Source organism: Micromonospora sp. AB353 (genome assembly GCF_049538395.1).
Taxonomy (GTDB): Bacteria; Actinomycetota; Actinomycetes; order Mycobacteriales; family Micromonosporaceae; genus Micromonospora; species Micromonospora aurantiaca.
The window spans coordinates 1-21960 of record NZ_JBMVFV010000088.1 but is presented as its reverse complement, the minus strand read 5'-3'; the positions used below and the strand labels follow the sequence as shown (position 1 = coordinate 21960).

At 75.1% G+C, this 21960-nt stretch carries 19 protein-coding genes; 13 read left to right on the top strand and 6 right to left on the bottom strand.

Annotation, left to right across the window (positions count from 1 at the left end; translation table 11 throughout):
• The 11 genes from ACPCK6_RS25640 to ACPCK6_RS25590 form a co-directional block, all read left to right on the top strand.
• A partial coding sequence (locus tag ACPCK6_RS25640) for a transposase (RefSeq protein ID WP_423482453.1) occupies nt 1-386 on the top strand: 386 nt, incomplete at its 5' end.
• Between the two features lie 115 nt (nt 387-501).
• Entirely contained in the window at nt 502-1467 is a 966-nt protein-coding gene (locus ACPCK6_RS25635; protein ID WP_423482452.1) for a DUF1702 family protein, read from the top strand.
• A 29-nt stretch (nt 1468-1496) separates the two neighbouring features.
• Nucleotides 1497-3377, top strand: a complete 1881-nt coding sequence (locus ACPCK6_RS25630; RefSeq protein ID WP_423482451.1) for a CRTAC1 family protein — start codon at nt 1497-1499, stop codon at nt 3375-3377.
• 14 nt (nt 3378-3391) lie between these two features.
• On the top strand, nt 3392-4333 hold the full coding sequence (locus ACPCK6_RS25625) for an enediyne biosynthesis protein UnbU (RefSeq protein WP_396881468.1): 942 nt from the start codon (nt 3392-3394) through the stop codon (nt 4331-4333).
• On the top strand, nt 4330-10029 hold the full coding sequence (locus ACPCK6_RS25620; protein WP_423482450.1) for a type I polyketide synthase: 5700 nt from the start codon (nt 4330-4332) through the stop codon (nt 10027-10029). The genes ACPCK6_RS25625 and ACPCK6_RS25620 overlap by 4 nt, the downstream gene beginning before the upstream one ends.
• Nucleotides 10026-10484: an acyl-CoA thioesterase gene (locus ACPCK6_RS25615; protein ID WP_396881470.1), complete on the top strand. Its 459-nt coding sequence runs from the start codon at nt 10026-10028 to the stop codon at nt 10482-10484. The genes ACPCK6_RS25620 and ACPCK6_RS25615 overlap by 4 nt, the downstream gene beginning before the upstream one ends.
• Nucleotides 10481-11155, top strand: coding sequence for an NADPH-dependent F420 reductase (locus ACPCK6_RS25610; RefSeq protein ID WP_423482449.1), 675 nt, complete (start codon nt 10481-10483; stop codon nt 11153-11155). Before ACPCK6_RS25615 ends, ACPCK6_RS25610 begins: the two co-directional genes overlap by 4 nt.
• Nucleotides 11156-11179: 24 nt before the next feature.
• The gene (locus tag ACPCK6_RS25605; protein WP_318333687.1) at nt 11180-12106 is read left to right on the top strand and encodes a hypothetical protein; all 927 of its coding nucleotides are present in this window, start codon (nt 11180-11182) and stop codon (nt 12104-12106) included.
• A gap of 225 nt (nt 12107-12331) precedes the next feature.
• On the top strand, nt 12332-13555 hold the full coding sequence (locus ACPCK6_RS25600) for a multidrug effflux MFS transporter (protein ID WP_423482454.1): 1224 nt from the start codon (nt 12332-12334) through the stop codon (nt 13553-13555).
• 49 nt (nt 13556-13604) lie between these two features.
• Nucleotides 13605-14156, top strand: coding sequence for a P-loop NTPase family protein (locus ACPCK6_RS25595; RefSeq protein WP_423482448.1), 552 nt, complete (start codon nt 13605-13607; stop codon nt 14154-14156).
• Nucleotides 14157-14262: 106 nt separating this feature from the next.
• On the top strand, nt 14263-14448 hold the full coding sequence (locus ACPCK6_RS25590) for a hypothetical protein (RefSeq protein WP_396881474.1): 186 nt from the start codon (nt 14263-14265) through the stop codon (nt 14446-14448).
• Nucleotides 14449-14496: 48 nt separating this feature from the next.
• Here ACPCK6_RS25590 and ACPCK6_RS25585 read toward each other — a convergent pair whose 3' ends face one another.
• Nucleotides 14497-16578, bottom strand: a complete 2082-nt coding sequence (locus ACPCK6_RS25585) for a cupin-like domain-containing protein (protein WP_396881475.1) — start codon at nt 16576-16578, stop codon at nt 14497-14499.
• A 29-nt stretch (nt 16579-16607) separates the two neighbouring features.
• The gene (locus ACPCK6_RS25580; protein WP_396881476.1) at nt 16608-17183 is read right to left on the bottom strand and encodes a hypothetical protein; all 576 of its coding nucleotides are present in this window, start codon (nt 17181-17183) and stop codon (nt 16608-16610) included.
• Nucleotides 17184-17267: 84 nt separating this feature from the next.
• On the opposite strand from ACPCK6_RS25580, the gene ACPCK6_RS25575 reads away from it, so the two are divergent.
• Complete coding sequence (locus ACPCK6_RS25575) at nt 17268-17879, top strand: CGNR zinc finger domain-containing protein (protein WP_396881477.1); 612 nt, start codon at nt 17268-17270, stop codon at nt 17877-17879.
• Nucleotides 17880-17912: 33 nt separating this feature from the next.
• Here ACPCK6_RS25575 and ACPCK6_RS25570 read toward each other — a convergent pair whose 3' ends face one another.
• The 3 genes from ACPCK6_RS25570 to ACPCK6_RS25560 are packed head-to-tail and all read right to left on the bottom strand — an operon-like array spanning nt 17913 to nt 20080.
• The gene (locus ACPCK6_RS25570; RefSeq protein ID WP_423482447.1) at nt 17913-18878 is read right to left on the bottom strand and encodes an acyltransferase domain-containing protein; all 966 of its coding nucleotides are present in this window, start codon (nt 18876-18878) and stop codon (nt 17913-17915) included.
• 48 nt (nt 18879-18926) lie between these two features.
• On the bottom strand, nt 18927-19238 hold the full coding sequence (locus ACPCK6_RS25565) for a TraR/DksA family transcriptional regulator (RefSeq protein ID WP_135239645.1): 312 nt from the start codon (nt 19236-19238) through the stop codon (nt 18927-18929).
• 2 nt (nt 19239-19240) lie between these two features.
• Nucleotides 19241-20080, bottom strand: a complete 840-nt coding sequence (locus ACPCK6_RS25560) for a cell shape-determining protein MreB (protein WP_396881480.1) — start codon at nt 20078-20080, stop codon at nt 19241-19243.
• A 448-nt stretch (nt 20081-20528) separates the two neighbouring features.
• Here ACPCK6_RS25560 and ACPCK6_RS25555 point away from each other — a divergent pair, with 448 nt between their 5' ends.
• Nucleotides 20529-20759, top strand: coding sequence for a cation:proton antiporter regulatory subunit (locus tag ACPCK6_RS25555; RefSeq protein ID WP_396881481.1), 231 nt, complete (start codon nt 20529-20531; stop codon nt 20757-20759).
• Nucleotides 20760-20802: 43 nt separating this feature from the next.
• Here the strand turns inward: ACPCK6_RS25555 and ACPCK6_RS25550 are convergent.
• Nucleotides 20803-21960, bottom strand: a 1158-nt coding sequence (locus ACPCK6_RS25550) for a PucR family transcriptional regulator (RefSeq protein ID WP_423482446.1), incomplete at its 5' end; no start/stop codon positions are given.

Genomic DNA, 21960 nt, shown 5'->3' with positions numbered 1-21960 from the left:
GGGCGGCGGATCTCAAGAGGTTCCTCACCCGTGTCGACGCGTCGGTCCCCGCCGAGCTCGACGTCCACCTCATCTGGGACAACCACGGCGCGCACCACGCCCCGGCCGTCACGTCCTGGCTGGACCGGCACCCCCGCTTCCGCGCGCACGTCACCCCGACCGACTCGGCCTGGGTCAGCCAGCTCGACCGCTGGTTCGGCTTCCTCGCCGAGCAGATGGTCCCCCGCGGCACCCCGCGCTCCGTGCAGGCCCTGGAGGCCGGCATCAGCTCGTGGGTCGCGGAGCGGGAGGAGAACCCCGGCCCCTTCACCTGGACGAAGACGACCGACGAGATCGTCGAATCCCTCGGTCGATTTAATCAACGGACATCTGGCGCGGGGGAGTAGCGAGGCCGGCTGTGGAAACGCGATTTCGCTACTATATGTAATTCAAGTTTTCTTCAAGAACGGATCGGCAGACTGGCGCCGCACGGACCTTGTGGACCGACTCCGCGGGAGCGTCATGAGAACCGACAACGCCACGCTCGACGAAACCCGCCCCCGTAGCTGGCGCCGCCTGCTGCATCAGCCCGACCGCCTCGCCGACTTCACGGTCCGGGGCTTCGCGTCCGACCCGCCCGAGCTGCGCGCCAGGCTGGAGACCGCCGCGGGAACCTTCCTCGACGGCTTCAACGAGGGACTCGCCGCCCCCGCCGGCGCGCCCCCACGATTCGAGGACCAACCGGACCACCTGCGCGGCTTCGCCGTCGAAGGGCTGGCCATGCAGGCCGCACTGCTCGACCTTCTCGTCCCGGGCAGCCGCCGGCTGCCGGCCGTACTGCGCCTGCACGGCCCGGCCCACATCCACCTGATCCACGTCGGCGTGGGCTGGGCGATGGCCAAGCTGCGCTGGCCGTTCTGGGCCCGGCTGTCCGGCCTGGACCCGCTGCTGCGCTGGCTCGCGCTCGACGGCTGGGGCTTCTCCGCGGGCTTCTTCGCCGACGCCGGTGGGCTGCGCCGCATCACCGCCCACCCGCGCCGGTGCTCCGAGCGCTGCGCCATCCGCTACCAGGGCGTCGGCCGAAGCCTGTGGTTCCGGGGCACCGCGGTACCCATCCGGGTGGCGGACCTCGTCGCCACGCTGCCGCCGTGGCACCACGGCGACGCCTGGAGCGGTGTGGGCCTCGCCGCCGCGTACGCCGGCGGGGTCTCGCCGGAGGGACTCGCCACGCTGCGCGAGCGTGCCGGAGCGCACGCCGGCGACCTCGGCCAGGGTGTGGCCTTCGCCGCCGCCGCCTGGCAACGCAGCGGCTGGACCCCGCCCGAACTCGCCACCACCGTGCACGCGCTCACCGGCACCGACCCGCGTACCGCCGCGGACTGGACCCGCGAGGCCGAGGCCGGGCTCCGCACGCCCGCCACCGGCCCGGTCGAGTACCAGACGTGGCGGCAGCGCATCCGCGCCCGCGTGCTGCTCGCGTCGCTCTGATCCGCCCGCGACCATCCGAGGGGGAACCTGTGCCGTCCGCTGTTCGTAGAACGCTCGTACCCGCCCTGGCCCTGCTGCTGTGTGTCGTGGCCGGTCTGTTCACCCGGCTGCCGTCGGTCTCCGCGTCCGACGCCGACGCCCTGAGCGCCCGCTTCGCCTTCACGCCCGCCCCGCTGAACGCCACCGGCGACACCCGCCGGCTCCGCGAGGTCCAGCCCGCACTGAACCATCTCGCCGCGTGGATCTCCGCGGTCGGCGCGGGCGTCGGCCTCGGCGATTTCGACGGCGACGGCATGCCGAACGACCGCTGCCTGGTCGACCCCCGCGACGACTCGGTCACCGTGGCGCCGGTGCCCGGCACCGGCGAGCGGTACGCCGCCGTCACCCTCCAGCCGGCCGGTGTCGCGTACGACGCGCGCACCACAGCGCCCATGGGATGCCTCCCCGCCGACTTCAACGGCGACGGCTCACTCGACGTCCTGGTGTACTTCTGGGGTCGCGTACCGCTGCTCTACCTGCGCCAGCCCGGCGGTGGCGCACCCGGCGCCGCCGGCTTCCGGGCGAGCGACGTGGTCGCTCCCGGCGAGATCTGGAACTCGACCACCGCCAACGTCCTCGACGTCGACGGCGACGGCGGCCTGGACATCCTGATCGGCAACTACTTCCCGGACGGCGCGCGGGTGCTCGACCGGACCGCCGCCGACGATCCGGTGATGCGGATGCAGGACTCCATGTCCCTGGGCCGCAACGGCGGCCGCAACCGCCTCCTGATGTTCGACGGGAACGCCCCCGGGGCCGGCGGCGCACCCGTCCCCGCGTACGCCGACCGGTCCGACGCCTTCACCACCGGCCAGGCGCGGGCCTGGACCCTCGCCACCGGGGCGCAGGACCTCACCGGCGACGGCCTGCCGGAGATCTACTTCGCCAACGACTTCGGGCCCGACAACCTGCTGGTGAACGAGTCCCGTCCCGGCCGGCCCGAGTTCCGCGAGGTGAGCGGCACGCGCGACCCGCTGGCCCCGAAGTCCAAGGTGATCGGGCACGACTCGTTCAAGGGCATGGGCGTCGCCTTCGACGACCTGAACTCCGACGGCCGGCCGGACCTGCTGGTCAGCAACATCACCTCGCCGTTCGCCCTGCAGGAGAGCAACTTCGCCTTCGTCAGCACGGGCGGCCGGTTCACCTCCGGGCGCGCGCCGTACCGGGACCGCAGCGAGGAACTCGGGCTGTCCCGCAGCGGCTGGGCCTGGGACATCAAGGCCGCCGACTTCGACGCCGACGGCCGCCGCGAGATCACCCAGGCGGTCGGCTTCCTGCACGGCGGGACCGACCGCTGGGCCGAGCTCCAGGAACTCGCGATGGCCAACGACACGTTCCTGAAGTACCCGTGGGCCTGGCCGAACTTCCGGCCCGGCGACAGCCTGTCCGGGCACGAGCGCAACCCCTTCTTCGTACGCGGGCCGAACGGCCGGTTCGTCGACGTGTCGAAGCGGCTGGGGATGACGAGCACCCAGGCCTCCCGGGCCATCGCCGTCGGCGACGTCGACCACGACGGTCGGCTCGACATGGCGGTCGCCAACCAGTGGGCCGCCTCGGAGCTGTTCCGCAACACCGGGCCGACGACGACCCACCTCGGGCTGCGGCTGGTGGTGCCCACCGCCAACGGCGCGACCCGAGCGGCGATCGGTGCCCGGGTCGAGGTGCGCCGCGCCGACGGTACGACGCTGACCGACCAGCTGTACCCCGCCAACGGACACACCGGCGTGAACGCCGACGAACTGTACTTCGGCCTCGGCGGCAGCCCGTCCGCCCAGGTCCGGATCACCTGGCGCGACGCCGCCGGACAGCACGAGACGAGCACCACGCTCGCCTCGGGCTGGCACACGGTCACGCTGCGACCCGAGTCCTGATCGAGGAGAGAACCATGGCCAACAAGGACCCCCGGATCGTCGCGCTGCGCCGGTTCGCCCTGTCCATCACCGTGTTCACGCTGCTGGGGCACACGGTCCTCGGATTCGAGCAGTCGTGGCTCACGCCGATCGCCGCGCTGTGCACCGCGTACGCCCTCGAACTTCTCCTGGAGACGATCGAGGCCCGCGTCGAGCGCCGCCCGGTCCGCTACCGCGGCTCCGCCGTCGATCTCGTCAACTTCCTGCTGCCCGCGCACATCGGCGGACTGGCCTGCGCGATGCTGCTCTACGGCAACGAGCGGCTGTGGCCCACCCTGTTCGCCGTCACCGTCGCGATCGCGAGCAAGTACGTGGTGCGGGTGCGCTTCACCGCCGGGGGACCGGCGAAGCACGTCCTCAACCCGAGCAACTTCGGCATCGTCGTGACGCTGCTGTGCTTCACCTGGGTGGGGATCGCACCGCCGTACCAGTTCACCGCGAACATCAACGGGATCTGGGACTGGGTGGTGCCCGGCGCGATCCTGGCCGCCGGCACGATGCTCAACGCCAAGCTGACCCGGCGCGGACCGCTGGTCGCCGCCTGGGTCGCGGGCTTCGCCGCGCAGGCGGTGCTGCGGTCGGTGATCTTCGACCATGCGCTGGTGGCGGCGCTCCTGCCGATGACCGGCGTGGCGTTCGTCCTGTTCACCAACTACATGATCACCGACCCCGGAACCACCCCGCACGCGCCGCGCCGGCAGGTCGTGTTCGGTCTGGCCACCGCGGCGGTGTACGGCACGCTCGTGCTCCTGCACATCGAGTTCGGGCTGTTCTTCGCGCTCACCACCGTGTGCGCCGGCCGCTGGGTGGTGATCGTGGTCGCCCGCCGGATCCGCGAGCGGCGGCAGCCGGTCACCGGACCCGGTGCGCCGGAAAGCGCCTCCCAGCCCGCCGTCCCGGTCGGAGCCCAGGCATGACCGGCACGAGAGCCCCGATCGTCGTGGTGGGCATGGCCTGCCGGTACCCGGACGCCACGGACCCGGGGCAGCTCTGGCAGACGGTGCTCGGGCGCCGGCGTGCCTTCCGGCCCCTGCCGCCGGAGCGGCTGCCGGTCGCCGACTACCACCGGCCCGGCCGCGACGAGGTCGACCACACGTACGTCGACCGCGCCGCCGTCCTCAGCGACTGGGTGTTCGACCGGTCCCGCTTCCACGTGCCCGGTGAGGTCTTCCGGGCGGTCGACCTGACCCACTGGCTGGCCCTGGAGGTGGCCGCGGACGCGCTCGCCGACGCCGGCTGCCCGGCGGGTGCGGGCCTGCCCAACGACCGGGTCGGCGTGATGCTCGGCAACTCGATGACCGGCGAGTTCAGCCGTGCCAACGGGCTCCGCCTGCGCTGGCCCTACGTGCAGCGGCTGCTCGCCGAGACGCTGGCGGGGCTGGACCTGTCGGACGCCGAACGGGAGAAGCTGCTCGCCACCGCGGAGGACCGGTTCAAGGAGCCGTTCCCGCCGCCGGGCGAGGAGACGCTCGCCGGGGCCCTGTCGAACACCATCGCCGGCCGGATCTGCAACCACTTCGACTTCCACGGCACCGGTTACACGGTCGACGCCGCCTGCGCCTCGTCGCTGATGGCGGTCGCCACGGCCGCCCGGATGCTCGCCGACGGCGATCTCGACGTGGCGCTGGCCGGTGGTGTGGACCTCAGCCTCGATCCGCTGGAACTGGTCGGCTTCGCCCGCGTGGGTGCGCTGGCCACCGGCGACATGCGGATCTACGACTCACGGCCGACCGGGTTCCTGCCGGGGGAGGGCTGCGGGATCCTGGTCCTGTGCCGTGAGGACTTCGCCGCGGAACACGGCCTGCGGCCGTACGCGCGGCTGCACGGCTGGGGCACGTCGTCGGACGGCAACGGCGGGCTGACCCGGCCCGAGCCCGCCGGCCAGCTGCTCGCGCTGCGGCGCGCGTACGACCGGGCGGGTCTCACCCCCGAGCAGGTGTCGTTCGTGGAGGGGCACGGCACCGGCACCGCTGTCGGCGACGAGACCGAACTGTCCGCGCTGCGCGACCTGCACGCCGGCCGCCGGCTCCCGGCGGTGCTCGGCAGCGTGAAGGCGAACATCGGGCACACCAAGGCGGCGGCCGGGGTCGCCGGGATGATCAAGGCCGTACTCGCGATCCACCATCAGGTGATCCCCCCGACCACCGGCTGCGAGTCACCGCATCCCGCACTGGCCGCCGCCGGGTCGCCGCTGGTGGTGACCGACGAGCCGACGCCGTGGCCCGGCCCGGACCGGTACGCCTCCGTCAGCGCCATGGGCTTCGGCGGCATCAACGCCCACGTGGTGCTGGGCGGGATCTCGCCCACCACCCGCCGGGTCGTCACCGACGCGGAGCGCCGGGCCGCCCGCCCCCTGCCGTCCCACGAGGTGGTGGTGTGCGCGGCGGCCGACCGTGCGGCCCTGGCCGCGCGGCTGACCGACCTGGCCGATCTGGCCGGCCGGCTGTCCCGGGCGGAACTGGGTGATCTCGCGGCCACGCTGGCCGCGGAGCCGGTCGCCGCGGGCGCCGTCCGGTTCGCCGCCGTGGTACGCGACCCGGACGGCCTGGTCCACGCCGCCCGGCGCGCCGTGACCGCGCTGGCCGACGCGGACACCGAGCTGTTCGACCCGGAGGCCGGTGTCTTCCTCGGCGCCGGCGCGGCACCCCGGATCGGCTACCTGTTCTCCGGACAGGGATCCCCGGTCCGTCCGGACGCGGGCGCGCTGGGGGAACTGCTCGACGGGCCGCTCGCCGGGTACGACTCGGAGGTCGAGATCGCGGCGGGCGGCGTTCCGGACACCGCAGTCGCCCAGCCCGCCATCCTGCGGGCCTCGCTCGCCGGTCTGGCCTGGCTGCGCCGGCTGGGCGTGGAGGCCGAGGCGGCCGCCGGGCACAGCCTCGGCGAGATCGGCGCGCTGTGCTGGGCGGGGGCGCTGGACGACAAGGAGGCCCTCGACCTGGTCCGCGTTCGCGGCCGCCTGATGAGCGACGCGCCGGGTCGCGGCGCGATGGCCGCCGTCGCCGGGCCCGCGGACCGGGTCCGCGAGTTGCTCCGCCCGGGCCCGCTCGTGGTCGCCGGGGAGAACAGCGCGGAGCAGTGCACCGTGTCCGGCCCGGCCGCGGAGGTGGCCCGGTTCGTCGCCGGCGCCCCGGCCGCCGGCCTGCGGGCCACCGCACTGCCGGTCTCGCACGCCTTCCACTCGCCGCTGATGGCCCCCGCGAGCCTCGCCCTGCGGGATCACCTCACCGGACTCGCCGGGCGGGCACCACGACGGCCGGTCTGCTCCACGGTGACCGGCGACTGGCTCGGCACCGGCACCGACCTCGCCGACCTGCTCACCCGTCAGCTCGTCGAGCCGGTCCGCTTCCGCGACGCGCTGGCGCGCCTGGCCGCGCGAACCGACCTGCTGATCGAGGTGGGCCCCGGTGCCGTGCTGGCCGGGCTGGCCGCGGACCTGCCGGACGCCCGGGTGGTGGCTCTCGACTCGGGCGCGCCCGGCCCGCACGGCATCGCGACGGTGACCGCCGCGCTGTTCGCGACGGGCGCCGGGCCGGACGTGGGCGCGTACTACGCGCGCCGGGCGTGCCGCCGGCTCACGCCGGACTGGCGGCCGGTCTTCCTGCGCAACCCCTGCGAGGGCACGGGCGGGCCGGCACGGACGCCGCAGCCGCCTCGTCCCCGTCCCGCGCCCGTCACGCCGACGCCAGCCCCGCCGGTGGTCACCGCGGACGACACCGACCTGCTGAGCGCCGTCACCCGGCGGGTGGCGGCCATGGTCGAACTCGACGCGGCCACGCTGCGCCCGGACACCCGGCTCGTCGCCGACCTGCACCTCAGCTCGCTGCGGGTCAGCCAGCTCGCCGTGGACGCCGCCGCGGCGGTCGGCCGGTCGGCGCCCGCGGTCCCGGCCGCCCTGGCCGACGCCACCATCGACCAGCTCGCCGCGATGCTCGCCACGCTGCCCGCGGCAGGGGAGGTCGACGCCCCACCGGCCGGCATCGCCAGTTGGGTGCGCGCCTTCACCGACCGGTTCGTCGAGTCGGCCGCCCCGACGGCCAGGCCGGGCGCCCGGCGCGGGTGGACGGTGCTCGGCACCGAGGACCACCCGCTGAGCAAGGGGGTGGCCGAGCACTTCCCGCTCGCCGACACCCCGGACGCGCGGTTGCTGCTGCTGCCACCGGGCCTCACGGTGCCGGCGGAGCTGGTCGTGACCGCGCTGCGCGCCACCGCTGCCGACGGGCTGCCGCTCGTGGTGCTGCACCACGGCGGCGTGGGCGCCGCGGTCGGCCGCAGCATCGCCATGGAGCGGCCGGGCGCCGCGGTGATGGTCGCCGAGACCCCGGTGGACGACCGCTGCCTCAAGCTCGTCGCCGAGGCGTCCGTCGACTGGACCGGCTACGTCGAGGCCGTCTACGACGAGGACGGTGTCCGCACCACCCGGGTCGCCGCCCCGCTCGCGCTGTCCCGCCGGGACGAGCGCATTCCGCTGGCTTCCGGCGACGTGCTGCTGGTCACCGGCGGGGCGAAGGGCATCGGGCTGGAGTGCGCCGCCGAGGTGTGCCAGGCCACCGGCGCCACGGCGGTGCTCTTCGGGCGCAGCCCCGGCACGGACCCGGAGGTCCGGGCCGGCCTGGACCGGCTCACCGCGCTCGGGATCACCGCCGGCTACCACGCCGTCGACGTCAGCGACGGGCAAGCCGTCACCGCCGCCGTCACCGCCGCCCAGGAGCGGTACGGACCGGTACGCGGGCTGCTGCACGCCGCCGGCCACAACACGCCCCGGCGGATCGAGGACGTGACGGTCGAGGGTCTCCGCGCGACGCTGGCACCGAAGGCCGACGGCTTCGACCACCTGGTCGCGGCCCTCGGCGACGATCTGCGCTTCGCCGTCGCCTTCGGATCCGTCATCGGCCGCACCGGGTTGACCGGCCAGTCGGAGTACGCCGTCGCCAACGAGTGGCTCGCCCGGCGCTGCGCGGAGCTGACGCGGGAGCGGCCCCGCACCCGTTGGCTGACGGTGCAGTGGTCGGCCTGGTCGGGCGTCGGCATGGGGGTCCGCCTCGGCGTCCTCGACGCGCTGGTGCGCGACGGGCTCGAACCGATCAGCGTCCCGGCCGGCACCGACCTGCTGCTGCGCCTGCTGGCGGCGCCGGACACCGGGCCGTGCGTGCTGGCCGCCGGCCGGCTGCCCGCCGGACCGACCCTGCGCTACCGCGACGACGACCGCACCGGCGGGCGGTTCGCCGAGCGGGTGCTGGCGCTGACGCCGGGAGTGGAGAGCGTCCTCGGCGCCACCCTGACCGCCGGCACCGACCCCTACCTGTCCGACCACGTCGTCGACGGTGTCCCGCTGCTGCCCGCCGTGCTGGGCCTGGAGGCGATGACGCAGGCCGCCACAGCGCTCACCGGGGCGCCGGGGACACCGGTGCGCCTCACCGGCGTACGGCTCGAACGGCCGGTGACGGTGACCGACCGGCGCGACATCCGGGTCGCGGCGCTGGTCCATGACGACGGCCGGGTGGAGACCGCGCTGCGCAGCGACGACACCGGCTTCGCGGTGGACCACTTCGCGGCGGTCGTGACCACCGGCGCCGTGCCGGCACCCGATCCGGCGGCGCCGGCCGTGCGGCTCGGGGAGCCGGGCCTGCCGGCGGCGGGCCTCTACGGCGGCCTCTACTTCCACGGGCCCGCGTTCCGGCGGGTGCGCGGATATCACGCGCTGAGCGCGTACCGGTGCGTGTTCTCGGTCCGCGCCGAACCCGGCACCGCGTGGTTCGGCATGTACCTCGACGCGTCGCTGCGGCTCGGCGACCCGGGCGCCCGTGACGCCGTGCTGCACGGGCTGCAGGGCTGCGTCCCGGACCGGCGCGTGCTTCCGGTCTCCGTCGAGCGGATCACCGTGTGGCACCGGCCGTCCGGCGTGCTCACCGTCACCGCCCGGCAGCGCGCGGAGGACGGTGCCGAGTTCGTCTACGACGTGCTGGTGACCGACGAGTCGGGACGCCCGGTCGAGGAGTGGACGGGGCTGGTCCTGCGCTCGGTGGCCGAGATCGGCTGGTCCGAGATGCCGGCGTTCCTCGCCGGTCCGGCAGTGGCCCGGCGGCTGCGGCACCGGCATCCGGGCATCGACGCCGCGGTGCTCCCCGCGACGCGCGGCGACGGCGGACCGACCCTCCGGTTGGCCGACTGGCTCGCCGGCGCCGCGCTGGGCGAGCCCGCGGGCGCACGGCACGCCGGCGACGGTCGGGTCACGGCGCCGGGTGGCGGTGGCGTCTCGGCCAGCCACCTCGACGACCTCGTGCTCGTGACGGTGGCCCCGGGTCCGGTCGGCGTCGACTGGGAACGTGTGGACGACCGCCCGCCGCCGCTGGAGGAACGGCACCGGGCCCTCGCCGTGCGGCTCGCCGCCGAGTCCGGGGAGGACGAGGCCGTCGCGGCCGTCCGCGTGTGGACGGCGATAGAGGTGACCCGCAAGCTCGGGCTCGGGCCCTCGGCGCCGCTGGTGTTCACCGGCCGGGAGCCGTCCGGCACGCTCGGCCTGCGCAGCGGTGACCACGTGCTGAGCAGCGTGCTGCTGCGGACCGCCGGGGACGCGCGGCAGGTGGCGGTGTGCGTGGGGACGCCGGCATGAGCGCCCCGGTCTACCGCTACCGGCACCGGGTGACGTTCGACGAGACGAACCTGGTGGGGAACGTCTACTTCGCCCACTACGCCCACTGGCAGGGTCACTGCCGGGAGCACTTCCTCGCCGAGCAGGCGCCCTCCGTGCTCGCCGCCCTCTCGGACGGGCTGGCACTGGTCACCGTGTCGATGTCGGTCGAGTTCTACGCCGAGAGCCACGCCTTCGACACGGTCGAGATCGAGATGTCGCTCGTCGAACTCAACGGCAACCGCATCACGATGGGCTTCGACTATCGCCGGGTCCGCCCGGACGGCGCTCCCGCCGAGCTGATCGCGCGGGGCCGGCAGACGGTGGCCGTCATGGAGCGGGTCGACGGCCAGTTGCAGCCGGCACCGGTGCCCGCCGACCTGGCGGCCGCGCTCGCCGTCTACCGCCGTTCCGCGGCGGGAGTGTGGGTCCGATGACAGTCGGAGTCATCGGCTGCGGGCGGATGGGTGCCGCCGTCACCCGCGCGGTCGCCGCCGCGCGCTGCAGCGTGCTGCTCGCCGGACGGACACCCGGCGCGGCGGCCGCCGCCACCGCCGGCGTACCGGGGGCCTTCGCCGCCGACATCCGCGTCGTCCTCGAACGGGCCTCACTCGTCGTGCTCGCCGTGCCGCTCGGTCCGGCGTGCCGGGTGCTGACCGAGACCCCGGTGCCGGGCCGGGGCCGTCCGCTCCTGGACGTCACCAATCCGGCCCTCGGTGGCGAGGAGGTGCCGCCCGGCTCGTCGGGGGCCCACCTGATCGCGGCGGCGGCATCCCCCGGCTGGCACGTCGTCAAGGCGCTGAACACCGTGCCCGCGGCGATGGTCGGCGAGCCGCTCTGCGGCGGGCTGCCGGTCTCCCTGCCGCTGGCCGGCGACGACGCCGGGGCGAAGGGGGTCGCCGGTGCGCTGCTGTCCCGGCTCGGCTTCGCGCCGATCGACGTCGGCGGGCTCGAGCACGCCCGGGAGCTGGAGTCGCTGGCCGTGCTCCTCCAGGCCGTCAACCAGCGTCACGGCGTACACGGGCGGATCGGGCTGCACATCTGCGGCCCGGACGGCCCGGTGCCATCGCTCCACACACCCGCGGTGCCGGGTGTGCGTCTCCCGTAACCGATCACCCATCGAGGAGGAACCATGTCCGTAGCCGACCGGGGAGCAGTCCCGGTAGTCACCGTCGACGCGACACCGCAGGGCCGCACGTCCGCGGCCCTCGGCTTCGCCGTGGCGGGCGCGGTGGCCGGGGTGCTGCTCGCCGTCGCCTGGTCGTTCACCTTCGTCGACTCGGTGATCGGCGACAACATCGCCAACTCGCTCCTGGGTCACGACGCGAAGGCGACGGCGATCGGCGGCTCCGTCGCCGGGCTCGCCTTCGCCTTCGTGTCCGGGCTCGCCGGTACGTTCACCGCCTGCAACGTCGCCGCGTTCGGGATGGTCCCGCAGGTCACCAGGGAGACGACGAGGTCCGGACTGCGCGGACTGCTCGCCCCGCTGGGCTGGCTCACCGCCGGCAGCATGGCTGTCGCGCTGACCTACGGCGCCGTGGGCGTGCTGCTCGGGGACCGTCTGCCGCAGCTGTCCACCGCGACCACGGCCGGGGGCGTACCGGTGCGGCTCGTGCAGGCGTCCGTCGTCTTCGGGCTGGCCGGCCTGGCCCTGCTCTACCTCGGCCTGGCGGCGTTGAAGCTGGTTCCGGACCCGTTCGCGGGGCGGCCGCGGGCCCGCCTGGTCGCGCTGGGCGTCATCATCGGCGCCTTCCTGATCGGCCGCCCGTTCCCGCTGTTCCACAAACTCTTCCTCTACGCGGTGGCCGACGACAACCCGGCGTACGGCGCGGCCGTCTTCGGCCTGCAGACGCTCGGCAACATGCTGGTGATGGTCCTCGTCGTGGTGATCGCGTCGAGGCTGACCGGCGGGCGCCTGCTCACCGCCCCGAGCCGGCGCGGCACCGTGCTGTCGGGCGTCGCGCTGGTGCTCGTCGGCGTGTTCCTCATCGTCTACTGGGACGTACGCGTGCCGGCACTCTTCGGCGTGGGCTGGTTCCCGACCGCCCCCTGGAACTGAGCCCCGCCGCCCCGCCGGCAGCGCCGCCGGCCCCTGTCCGGCGGCGTGCCGCAACGGTGGGCAGGTGCGTGACCTGCGTTACCTCTCGCCGAGACGGGAATGTGATCACCGGGGGCGCATTTGACTCACTGTGTGAGTGCCGCACCCTCCCGCGCCCGGTCGCACGACCGGGCCGGGACGCCCCAGACGACCGATGCCGCCCCGACGCCCACCCCCGGTGACCTGATGAGCCGAGGCCAGCGGCTGAAGCTCGTGCTGGTCCTCGGGTCGCTGATCGCCGTGGGTCCGCTGACCATCGACATGTACCTGCCCGCGCTGCCCGCCATCGTCACGGACTTCGCGACCACGTCGGCGGCGGTCCAGTTGACGCTCACCGGCACGCTCGCCGGGCTGGCCGTGGGGCAGCTGCTGATCGGGCCGCTGTCGGACGCGGTCGGGCGGCGCCGCCCGCTGATCGCCGGCCTCCTGCTGCACATCGTGGCGTCGGCGCTGTGCGTGGTCGCCCCGAACGTCGCCGTCCTCGGCGTCCTGCGCGTCGTGCAGGGCCTCGGCGTCGCCGCGACCGCCGTGGTGGCGATGGCGGTGGTGCGTGACCTGTTCAGCGGCGCGGCGTTCGCCACCCTGCTGTCCCGGCTGCTGCTGGTGATGGGCGCGGCCCCGGTCCTGGCCCCGACGCTGGGCGGCGGCGTGCTGCGGTGGACCGACTGGCGCGGCGTGTTCGTGGTCCTGGCCGTCTTCGGGGTGCTGCTCGTCGTGCTGGCCACGATCGCGCTGCCCGAGACGCTGCCGCCCGCCCGGCGACGGCGCGGCGGAGTCGTCGCGACCGTTCGGACGTACGGCGGGCTGCTGCGGGACCGGGTCTTCGTCGGGCTGGTCCTGGTCGCCGGGCTGGCCATGGCCGCCCTGTTCGCGTACGTCGCGGGGTCGTCGTTCGTGTTGCAGGACGGGTACGGGCTCGACGAGCAGCAGTTCGGCCTGGCGTTCGGCGCGGGCGCCATCGGCCTGATCGGTGCCACCCAGTACAACGTGCGGCTGCTCCGGCGCTACCCGTCGCAGTGGATCCTGGTGACCTCGCTGGCGGCGGGCACGGTGGCCGGGCTGGCCCTGGTGGTGTTCGCCGCGACCGGCTTCGGTGGGCTGCCCGCCCTGCTGGTGTCGCTGTGGCTGGTGCTGGCGGCGGCGGGCCTGGCGATGCCGAACGCCCCGGCGCTGGCGCTGTCCCGCCACGGGGAGGCGGCCGGCACCGCCTCGGCCCTGCTCGGCGCGGTGCAGTTCGGCGTGGGCGCGGTGGCCGCGCCGCTGGTGGGCGTACTCGGCACCGGCGCGGTGGCGATGGCGCTGGTGGTGGCCGGCGGGATGGTGGCGGCGCTGGTGGTGCTGCTGGTGATCGTGCGGCCGTCCCGGCTCGCCGGCCTGGAGGCGGCGCCGGCGGTCGCCGTCGCGCACTGACCGGGCCGCCCGGATCGCGCCGGGTGCGCGCGGTGCCTACGCTGCTGCCATGACCGCCCCGGCCCGCATCCTGGTCGAGGGGATCCACGGCTCCGGCAAGTCGACGCTCGCCGCGCATCTGGCGCAGCGGTTCGGCCTGCCCTGGTATCCGGTCGACGACCTGCTGTGGGAGCCCGGCTGGGTCGAGGTGCCGGTGGCCGAGCAGCGTCGCCGGATCGAGGCGATCTGCCGGCGCGACAGATGGATCCTCGACGGCGCGTACCACGGCTGGCGGGACGTGGTCCTCGCCCGCGCCGACCTGGTGATCGGCCTGGACCTTCCGCGCGGGGTCTCGTTCCGGCGGCTGCTGCGGCGCACGCTGCGGCGGCTGGCCGGCGGGGAGCTGATCTGCAACGGCAACCGGGAGACGCTGCGCAGCGTGCTGTCCCGGGACTCGATTCTGGTGTGGCACCTGACCGGGTTCGGCCGGGCACGCCGGCGCCTGCGGGCCTGGGCGGCCGACCCGGCCGGGCCGCCGGTGCTGCTGTTCGGCGACCAGGCCGCGCTCGACGACTGGCTGGCCGGTGGAGCGCAGGTGACGGTCCGTTCGCCGGGCGGCTGACCGGCGTCGCCGTGTTCCCAGCCGGATCCCAGTGGGCGGGCGCAGGCTGGCTGCCGGGCGTGCCTCCCGGTGTCGCCCGTGCGGCGACGACGAGAGGAGGTGACGCATGCGGAGGTCGGTGATCGTCATGATGCTGGCCGCCATCGCCCTCACCGCGGGACCGGTGCCGTCGGCCGGTGAGCCGCCGGCCGTGCGGTACCGCGCCGACGTACGCGATCCGCCACCGACCGGACCACCCGGACTGGCCGTGGACGAGATCCCGGACCCGCCACCGGAGCGGGACAAGGGATAGACCGGATGCCGGGGGCACCGGCACGGGCGCCCCCGGCATCCGCCGCCGTCAGGGCTCGCCGCGCACCAGCGGCGGGTGCAGGTAGTGATTGCCGCCGGGCACCCGGAAGTGGTGCAGGCTCACCGTGGCGCTGACGTCCAGGGCCCGTACCCAGTGCCACCACCCGGCCGGTACGAACAGCGCGTCACCCGGCTCCAGCACCTCCGACAGGACGGTGGCCCGCTCGTACAGCGGGTGCTGGCCGAGGTCGGGCCGCGCGGCGTCGACCCGGCTGTACGTCCCGCCACGGGGATAGACCCGCCCGCGCTGATAGGACGGCACCAGACGGACGTGTTTGCGGCCCATCACCTGGCACAGCAGGATGTTCATGTTGTCGTGGTGCAGGGCGGTGACCGTGCCGGCCGGCCCCAGCAGCAGGGTCACCGTCTCCGGCAGCAGAGCCGGATCGATGATCCCGTGCACCGGCCTGATGTCCTGGGCCAGCGGTTCGAGTCCGTGCTGCCAGTTGTCGTTGCGCGCGACCATGTAGTGGTCGTTCGTCTCCCCGCCCGTCTCGACCAGGGTGAGGTAGTCGGCGAACGTCATCCGGGTCCGGTGCGCGTCGTGCTGCCAGCCGTGCTCCGGGTTGCTGTCCCGTCCGGTCATCACCTCGACCTCGACGGCGCCGAGCCGGTCCCGCAGCCGGGCCGTCGTCCATTCCCGCCGCGCCGGCCAGTCGTCGACCGCGCCGGCCAGGATCACCGGACGGTTGGCGGCGTAGTACCTGTCGAAGAACTCGGTGGGGGACAGGTCGGAGCGCCGTTCCAGCCCGCCGGCCAGCTGCGCCGAGCGGAGATCGCCGTAGAGGTCGAGCAGGGACTCCGTCCAGGCGTACTCCCGGGCCAGGCGCAGGCAGGCCCGGAAGTACGGGTGCCCGGGCGCGCCGGTCAGCTCCTCGTCGACCTCCGGCACGGGCAGCCCGGCGGCCAGCAACGCCTCCCGGACCTCGGCGGCCGGTACGCCGAGGGCCAGGTTCTCGGCGGCCCACGCCCGCCACCGGGGCGCGAGCCCGGCCGATCGGGTCACCGGGGCTCCGGCGACCGGTCCCGGCCCGCGCCGGCCGGCTCGGCGGCGGTTACCTCGGGCAGCGGCAGCCGCTGCCGGGTACGTGCGGCCGGCAGATCGACGCAGTCGACGTAGTTGTTCTTGACGTTGACCTCGAACTCCGGATCCGCCTCGGTCATCGGTCGCAGCCCGCGCATGCCGTCCCCCTTCACTGTGGATGGTCGTGCCGCCCACGGTGCCGGCGCCGACTGGGATCCCACTGGGATCGCCGCCGTCACCTCGTGGTTCCGGCGGCGCGGCCGGGTCGGGCACGAGGTCGAGAGCGGTGTCCTGGCGGAGGATCGCCGTCTCCAGGCGCAGCAGTCCACCTCCCGGGTCGACCCCGAGGTCCCGGGCGAGTCGGGCCCGCGCGCGGCGTACGACGGCGAGCGCGTCGCCCTGCCGGCCGGCCCGGTACAGCGCGACCGCCAGCATCTCCCAGCCGCGCTCCCGCAACGGCTGCTCCAGCACGAGCGCCTCCAGTTCGCCGAGGATCCCGGTGTGCCGCCCCAGCGCGAGCAGCGCGGCCAGCCGCGACTCGGCGGCGGCGGCCCGCATTCCCTCCAGGCGGGCGATCTCCGGCAGCGCGAACGGCGCCTCCGCCAGATCGGCGTACGCCGGCCCGCGCCACATCCCGAGCGCACCGGTCAGACCGGGCAGGGCCGCGGCGGCATGACCCCGGTCCAGCAGGGTGACGCCGTGCGCGACGAGCGCGGCGAACCGTTCCGCGTCGACCTGCTCGGGCGGCACCCGCAGGGCGTACCCGGGCCCTTCGCGGCGCAGCACCCGGCCCGGTGAGCGCGGCGGCCGGTCCGGTTCGAGCGCCCGCCGCAGCGCGGCCACGTAGCCGTGCAGGGTCGCCGCTCCGGCCGTCCGCCGGCCGTCGCTCCAGACCAGGTCCCGCAGCCGCTCGGCGGGCAGCATCCGTCCCCGCGCGACCAGCAGCGTGGCGAGCACCATGCGCTGCCGGCGGCCGCCGAGCGGCACGTCCGCGCCGTCGCGGTGCGCGACCAGGGGCCCGAGCACCGACAGCCGTACGTCGGTCATCCCACCCACCACCGTCGCGGGCAGCCGGGTCAGGCGGCTCGGTCGCCGAGTGCCAGGCAGATGTCGTCCTGCCGCCCGATTCCCAGCGTCAGCGCACGGGTGCCGTCCGGATCGACCGAGATCACGTGCAGTCCGTCGAGGATGTAGTAGCCACGCCGGTAGTGGTCTCCGGGGCGGAAGCCGAACCCGGCCGGCCCGACGATGGTGTAGCGCAGCCACCCGCCGTCGGGCCGGTACTCCAGCAGGCCGGAGCCGCCCGCGTCGCGGCGCACCGCCCGTCCGGTGTCGGCGTCGGCGAACTCGACGGTCAGCGGCCCGGCGTACTCCTCGCGCCGGACGGCGCCGGTGGCGTACCGGGCGAGCACCCGGACCCGGACGTCCTGGGAGACGACGCGGACCTGGAGCGGGAAGGAGCAGTAGCGGCCCGCCGGACCGGTCCAGTCCTCCTGGATCGACGGACGCCAGGGCTCGGGCCGGCCGCTCGACCGGGTGGCCGGGGCCGCGTCGCCGTACGCGAGCGCCGGACCGGGCGGAGCGGCCACGAGGGCCGCGGCCGCGACGAGCATGCCGAGCAGGAACCGACCGACTGTCTTTCCGGGGCGCATGGCATCACCTAACCAGTAGGAGACGATTAACCGGTGTGATGACATTGACTGGTTATCGCGGCCGCGTCAAGGCACACTGTCGGCATGCACTGGGTGAACGTCGAGGGCTATCCGATGCCGATCCCCGTCGGCGGCCATCCCGCGCTGGAACTCTGCAACACCTGGGCCGGCTGGGCCGCGCCCCCGAGCCCGGAACGGGACTGGCTGCGTGACTACGACCGGCTCGCGGTGTGGGCCGGTCACGTCGGGCTGCTCGCCCCGGCCGTCGTCGGCCGCCTGCGGGAGGCGGGCCGCCGCCGGCCGTCCGCTGCGGGCGAGGTGCTGGCGGAGACCCGGGAGCTGCGCACCGCGCTGCACGACGTCCTGCTCGACCCGGCCGACACCGCGGCCTTCCGGCGGGTCGCCGGACCGGCCCGGGCGGCTGCCGCCGCATCCGTCCTGGAGACCGGCCCGGACGGGATCGCCCACTGGACGCTGCCCGACGACGCCGGGCTGCGCCTGCCGTTGCTGTCCGGTGCCCGGGCCGCGGCCGACCTGCTCACCTCGCCGGCCCGCACCGAGGTGCGCGCCTGTCCGGCCGCCGACTGCGGATGGCTGTTCCTGGACCCCCGGGGCCGGCGTCGCTGGTGCAGCATGGCCACGTGCGGCAATCGCGCCAAGGTCCGGGCCTATGCCGCCCGCCGCCACCCCGACTGACCGTCGTAGCCGGTCACGCCGGACCCGGTACGGCTACCGCCCGGCCGGGCCGCCGATCGGGAAGCAGCCCCGGCGCCACTGCCAGTGGCGACCCGCCCGGATGTGGTCGATCACCGCGCGCTGGAGCACGGTACGGCGCGGCAGCCGGTCCAGCGGCGTGTCCAGGGTGCGGAACACGAACCGCAGCACCTCGACGTCGCCGTCGAGCCCGGGCAGCTCCTGGTAGGGCTCCAGCGTGAACCGCCGCTGGAACCGGACGATGTTGGAGTCCTCCGGCAGGTACTCGCGCAACTGCGGGTCGAGCAGCCAGGAGCCGCAGGAGAACGCGGTGTAGCGCTCGCCCGGGAAGTGGCGCGGGAAGAACGCGCGGGCCCGGTCCAGCGACGCGTCGACCGCCTCCGGGGTCAGCGGTCCCGAGTCCGGGATGTGCAGGTCGATCGCCTCGGCGTCGCCGCGCTGGTGCTGGAGCCGGCCCAGCTCGTAGAGGCCGCCGCGCGCGTGCAGCGTCAGCCAGCACTGCATGACCGGCCAGCCCTCGCCGTTCATCCGCCGGTCGACGGCGAGGTTGTTGCCCAGGTCGGCGAGCGTCGCCCAGGACACGTCGTCGGGGACGCCGTGGTCGCTGTGGTAGGCCCGGACCACGTCGACCAGTGCGAGGTACGCGTAGACGTAGAGGTGCCGCCAGGCCGGACCCCGCTCGCGCGGCAGCGCCGGGCCCGGCGGCAGCCAGGCGTGGCCGCCGAGGTCGGCGCGGACCAGGGCGATCGAGCGGTCGAGCAGCCAGCGCAGCTCCGGGGTCCACAGTGGCGACCCCGGTTCCGGCCAGCCCGCGAGGATCTCGGCGGCGTCGTCGGGGCGTACCGCGAGCCGGGCCAGCAGGGCTGGTGCGTCCGCCCGGCCGGGCAGCGGCGCGGAGGGCAGGTCACCGGCGAGCCGGTGCACCCGGTCGACCTCCTCGGCGGGCACGCCGAGCCGGCCGGCGACGTCATCGACATCCATGGCGGTGACGCTACCGGCCGGCGCCCGCCCCGACAGCCCCGCGCGTGCTCAGCGACGTTGCTGGCACGGCACGCAGAAGCGGGCCGAGGGCAGGATCTCCAGGCGGGCGGTCGGGATGTCCTGCCCGCACCGCTCGCAGACGCCGTACGTGCCCTCGGACATCCGCTTCAGCGCCTGGGCGGTGTCCGCGATCCCCTGCCGGGCGGTCTCGACGAGCCGGCGCAGCGTGTCCGGGTCGTGGCCGCCGTAGTCGGGCTGCCGCGTGTGCAGTGTCAGCTCGGTGAGCTGGTCGGTGTACTCGCCGAACTGCCGGTCCAGCAGTTCGCGCAGCGTGTCGGTGCGGTTGAGGGCGTGCGTCATGATCAGGCGCTCCTTTCCGGGCGGCGCGGGGTGTCGTGCGGGTGTCGCAGGGCCGAGATGGCGGCCATGCCGGCGCCGGTCAGCGCCGCGGTGCGGGGTGACGCGGCGCGGTGCACCGTCGCGCCGAGCGTGGCGACCAGGCGGGCGGTCACGTCGGGCCGGGTGGCACCGTCACCGATGACGATCGGGCCACGGGCCAGCGCGTCGCGGACCACGGGCCGTAGCGTCGCGTCCTGTCGCAGCTCGCGTACCAGCCGGGCGGTGGTGTCGGCGAGCATGGCGGCGGTCGTCGCGTGGTTGAGGTCCCGCGTGCCGACGTCGGCCCGGCGGGCGGCGACCACCCGGCCGTCCGTCAGCAGCGCCACCTCGGTGAGCTGGGCGCCGATGTCGGCGACCAGCAGGGTGCCGGCGGCGGCGCCGGCGCCGATGGCGCCCGCCCGGACGCTGTCGAGGAACAGCAGCCGGGACGGCGCGAGCACGGCGGTGAGCACCCGGCGGGTCGCCTCCTGCTCGGCCGGCGCGGCGAGCACCGGACGGCAGGCCACGACCAGCGCGCCGACCGGGACCGGGGTGCGGTGGTCGCGCAGGATCCGCCGCAGCTCGGAGACGCAGGCCGGGCCGTCGATGATCCGGCCGCGCCGCACGACCGGGCTGCGCAGGCCGTGGCCGAGCGGGACGCTCAGCGTCCGGCCCGGTCCGAGCCAGATCCGCAGCAGGCTGCTGCCCAGGTCGACGGCGATCGGCGCCGCGTCGACGGTGACCGGCGGGCGGCTGCCGTGGGAGCGGCCGATCAGCATGCCGGTACGGACCGGTGGGCGAATGGCGGTGACAGGGTGCGGCATTCCGACCTCTTTCGGATCAGGGTGCCCAACGGGCGGTGGACGTGCGGGGGAGGGGCGTGGCCGGGGCCGCGGGCGTCGGATTCACTCGACGACGCCGGCGGCCGGAGGGCTCAGACGCGCTTCTGGTCGCCGCTTGCAGATCGGGACGCGAGGAGACCGGCGAACACCGGTGGCGGAGCCATCGACGTGCGGGTCATGCTCACCACCTCCTCGCTACTCGGGTACCGCCTCGGACCTCCAGCGTCGCCGGGAACGTCACGCGCGGCACTGCGCGCCACCGGCCAACAAAGGGCGCGATGATTGCCGGTCGCCGGAACCCGGATCCGCCCATACCCCCTGGCTATGGTTGACACATGGAGAACGCGAGCTCAGCTCGAACGTCCACCGCGTCGCCCTAGCTCCGGCCGGCTCCGGCCGGTCCCGGCGGCCGCGTGCGAAGGAGGTCCCCGTGATCATCGAACGTACGAACCTCCCCGGCATCGGGGTCCGGCACACGCTGGTCACCGAGGAGGGCCGTCGCATCGGGGTGATCGACTACCAGGTGGGCGACCGGCGCGACGTCGTCCACGACGACCCGGACGACCCGGACCGCATGGTCACGCTCACGCTCACCCGTGACGAGGCGTCGGCCCTGGCCAACCTGCTCGGCTTCCCGGAGCTGGTCGCCGTACCGGCCTGAGCCGCCTGTCACACCGGCGGCGGACCCGGGCCGGCGGGCGGCCCTACGCCGGCAGCGGCCGGCGCGGCCAGTCCAGTGCCCGCGCGCCGAGCACGGCGGCGTGCAGCGTGAACCGGTCCCGCGCGTCGGCCGGGTCGTAGCCGCTCAACGCCCGGATCCGGGCCAGCCGGTAGGTGACGGTGCGCACCGACACGTGCAGCCGGCGGGCGGCCTCGGTCGACACCTCGCCGCAGGCGAAGTACTCGGTGAGCGTGTCCAGCAGCGGCTCGGCGCCGCCACGCGCCTGGGCCAGCGGCGTCAGCACCGCCCGGACCAGGTCGACCATGGCGGGCTGGTCGCGCAGCAGCACGCGGTAGATCAGCAGGTCGTGCGCGTCGATCACGGATGCCGCGCTGTGCAGGCGGCGCGCCGTGGTGAGCGCCTCCCGGGCCTCCTCGTACGAGCGGGCGATGCCGTAGACGCCCGGGTGCGGGCGGCCCACCGCCACCTGCCACGGCCGGCCCCGCACCAGGCGGTCCAGCTCGCCGTGCATCAGCGCGCCCAGGTTGCCGGTCGCGCCGGCGCCGCGTCCCTGGTCGGCGGCCACCGGGTCCGCCGGGGCGATCACCACGAGCAGCCCTTCCTTCGTGGCCACCAGCACGTCCCGGTCGCCGAGCCGGTCGAAGATGACCCGCTCCAGCGCGCTGATCGCCGCCTCGGTGTCCGGCAGCCGCCGGCCGGGCGCGGCCAGCGCGACCTGGTGCACCCGGGCCAGGTCCAGGCCGAACGGCTCGGCCCGTTCCACCAGCCCGCCCAGGTCGGAGTCGCCGCGCAGCAGGTCGTCGACGAGTTCCCGGCGCAGCGACTCCTCCCGCCGGACCAGTTCCCGGCGGGCCACCGCGTACCCCTCGGCGAGCGTGGCCACCGCGGTGTCGACCACGTGCAGCACGGCGTCGGCGGCGGCGCGGACCGCCTCGCTGTCGTCGGACCGGTCCAGGTGCGGCAGCTGCCGCCAGACGCGCCGCGCCGCGGACAGGTAGAGACGTACCGCGCGGCCGGCGGAGATCCCCTGCTCGGCGGCGCGCCGGCCCAGCGCGCCGACCGCGTCGAGTTCGGCGCGGCGCGGGCGGCGGCCGGTCACCGCAGCGTCGGTCAGCAGCCGCAGGTAGTCGCCGAGCAGCTCCACCGGCACGCCACCGGCGTCGGCGCCCGCCGCGCGGGC

Coding starts and splice junctions, on each gene's coding strand:
- ACPCK6_RS25635 (WP_423482452.1), top strand. CDS start 502: ATGAGAACCGACAACGCCACGCTCGACGAAACCCGCCCCCGTAGCTGG.
- ACPCK6_RS25625 (WP_396881468.1), top strand. CDS start 3,392: ATGGCCAACAAGGACCCCCGGATCGTCGCGCTGCGCCGGTTCGCCCTG.
- ACPCK6_RS25620 (WP_423482450.1), top strand. CDS start 4,330: ATGACCGGCACGAGAGCCCCGATCGTCGTGGTGGGCATGGCCTGCCGG.
- ACPCK6_RS25615 (WP_396881470.1), top strand. CDS start 10,026: ATGAGCGCCCCGGTCTACCGCTACCGGCACCGGGTGACGTTCGACGAG.
- ACPCK6_RS25610 (WP_423482449.1), top strand. CDS start 10,481: ATGACAGTCGGAGTCATCGGCTGCGGGCGGATGGGTGCCGCCGTCACC.
- ACPCK6_RS25605 (WP_318333687.1), top strand. CDS start 11,180: ATGTCCGTAGCCGACCGGGGAGCAGTCCCGGTAGTCACCGTCGACGCG.
- ACPCK6_RS25600 (WP_423482454.1), top strand. CDS start 12,332: ATGAGCCGAGGCCAGCGGCTGAAGCTCGTGCTGGTCCTCGGGTCGCTG.
- ACPCK6_RS25595 (WP_423482448.1), top strand. CDS start 13,605: ATGACCGCCCCGGCCCGCATCCTGGTCGAGGGGATCCACGGCTCCGGC.
- ACPCK6_RS25590 (WP_396881474.1), top strand. CDS start 14,263: ATGCGGAGGTCGGTGATCGTCATGATGCTGGCCGCCATCGCCCTCACC.
- ACPCK6_RS25585 (WP_396881475.1), bottom strand. CDS start 16,578: ATGACCGACGTACGGCTGTCGGTGCTCGGGCCCCTGGTCGCGCACCGC.
- ACPCK6_RS25580 (WP_396881476.1), bottom strand. CDS start 17,183: ATGCGCCCCGGAAAGACAGTCGGTCGGTTCCTGCTCGGCATGCTCGTC.
- ACPCK6_RS25575 (WP_396881477.1), top strand. CDS start 17,268: ATGCACTGGGTGAACGTCGAGGGCTATCCGATGCCGATCCCCGTCGGC.
- ACPCK6_RS25570 (WP_423482447.1), bottom strand. CDS start 18,878: ATGGATGTCGATGACGTCGCCGGCCGGCTCGGCGTGCCCGCCGAGGAG.
- ACPCK6_RS25565 (WP_135239645.1), bottom strand. CDS start 19,238: ATGACGCACGCCCTCAACCGCACCGACACGCTGCGCGAACTGCTGGAC.
- ACPCK6_RS25560 (WP_396881480.1), bottom strand. CDS start 20,080: ATGCCGCACCCTGTCACCGCCATTCGCCCACCGGTCCGTACCGGCATG.